The sequence below is a fragment of the Endozoicomonas sp. ONNA2 genome, from assembly GCF_024606365.1.
Taxonomy (GTDB): domain Bacteria; phylum Pseudomonadota; class Gammaproteobacteria; order Pseudomonadales; family Endozoicomonadaceae; genus Endozoicomonas.
Genome location: NZ_JAHHPO010001180.1, coordinates 1 through 1,703, shown reverse-complemented (window position 1 = coordinate 1,703; position 1,703 = coordinate 1). Strand labels below are relative to the sequence as shown.

Annotated in this window: 3 protein-coding genes; 1 reads left to right on the top strand and 2 read right to left on the bottom strand. The window is 46.4% G+C overall.

Annotation, left to right across the window (positions count from 1 at the left end; genetic code table 11):
• Positions 1-207: hypothetical protein (locus KDK14_RS20790; RefSeq protein ID WP_257267153.1), on the top strand; the 207-nt coding region annotated here is incomplete at its 5' end.
• A gap of 238 nt (positions 208-445) precedes the next feature.
• Here KDK14_RS20790 and KDK14_RS20785 read toward each other — a convergent pair.
• A complete protein-coding gene (locus tag KDK14_RS20785) occupies positions 446-1,195 on the bottom strand; it encodes a hypothetical protein (RefSeq protein WP_257267152.1) in 750 nt (249 codons plus the stop codon).
• 158 nt (positions 1,196-1,353) lie between these two features.
• Positions 1,354-1,703, bottom strand: a 350-nt coding sequence (locus KDK14_RS20780; RefSeq protein ID WP_257267151.1) for a 5'-nucleotidase, incomplete at its 5' end; no start/stop codon positions are given.

Below are 1,703 nucleotides of genomic sequence, written 5' to 3'. Positions count from 1 at the left end.
TGCAGTCGTGCGGCGACAGCAAATTGGTCTAAAAATCCGCTTTTGTTCGGCAAATCGCCCCGCTATTCACCTCATAAAACCGAATTTTTAGCCTCAATTTTCTGTCGTCCTCGTTACGGGGACGCCCAGTCGGGCGCTATTCCCGGACAGCCTCCTGGTGCTTCGGTAGCCTTGTTCAGGCACCTGAAGCTGTTGACCCTGCCGTAACGATCTTTCTCCAAAATCTTCATGACCATGATTTGTCACCTTTGTCATGAAAGCTTTAGCCACAGAGCTACACAGGAAAAGCTTTTTTCTGTTCTCTGTGCCTGCGTCGCAATTTTCTTTCACGGCAAAGCAAGACCCCGACAGAATGCTCTATCGGGGCTTACAGCCTTGAGCGAACCCAAGGTAAAAATGTTGCCTGGCGGGCGATGACCCTGCTCTCGGATGGAGACGAGTCGCATTATTCAAACACATCAGAAAACGCACCATCAGTCATATCGTACAAATCAACCAGATGGCTGTGCCGTCTTACAACCGCGTCACAGACATCAGCATCAACCTCAGTGTTTTTCACGGATTTGGCAGGCACAAGGCCATGATGCGCTTTTTTGTCGAGAAAATCAGAGAGCCCTGTCACCAGCTCTGGAAAAAACCGTTTTATATAATCCACAAAAAGACGTATGGCACTCTCATTGCCCATCAACTCTGAATAATAATCATAAAATCCAAGATTGTGCCTGATGGTGTTCAAAATCATCCTGCGCCGTTTGGGCCAGTTCGCCCGGGCATAAACCTCTGGCTGCATCGTCTCAGTAATCCGCTTCCAGGTGGCCAGGGGAAATGGGGTGGGAAAACAGCACTCGCCATCATCACTGATGACCGTCACCGGGCTGCCATCAAACGTCACATAAACTTCCAATACCGGCGCTTCGTCAGCAAAAAAGTAATCCATACTCTGGGCCATCTGGATAATTTTTGTTCTCAGCGGCGCAGACACCCGCACCTTTTTCATTCGCTTAAGCGCTTCCTGATAACTCAGAATGCAGTCATGATCTTTGCGAATATAACCATGACAAGAAACCTGGTTGCCAACAACGGCCGGGAATACACTGTTCAGTGCTGCCGCTACTTTTGCTCGCACTGGCAATAAATCACCCCAGTCCACCTCCATAGCATAGGCATAAACATATTTGCGGATTATTGGGTTCATATGAATTCCTTTTCATAGACATTCTGCAAGGTACACACCCTATCATTCAGCAAAATGACTCCCGGGTGAAGCCTTCACAGGCACAGGCCATGATATTGCTCAATTGAAAACCGGTGTCGTACAAGAAGAAAGATATTACAGCATTTTCCCAATAACGATCACGAATTAGCTATACCAAATGGAATATGTACCATAGGAATATACCCAGCCTCTGACTCTAAATGACTTATCTGAAAAAACATATATGGCTTAAGACGGCCAAGAATTCTATTTTTCACCATGCCACCAAGGAAGAATGATTCATTTGCACTTGCTCCCCAGTCCTCAAGCGTTGTGATAACTCTTTCATGGGCTGGAGCATTTCTGGCAGTTACTATTGCTGTTCTAATTATTGGTTTATAGTCAGAATCACGCTCTCTTTCACGCTCCTCAAGTTTTTGAAGGAATGATAACTTGTAACTATTCTGTGAACCCAGCCAAACCAGCCCACCAAGCTGGTAAGGAATAC

What these genes read in the sequence shown, in the direction of transcription:
- KDK14_RS20785 (WP_257267152.1), bottom strand. Translation starts at nt 1,195, where the DNA reads ATGAACCCAATAATCCGCAAATATGTTTATGCCTATGCTATGGAGGTG.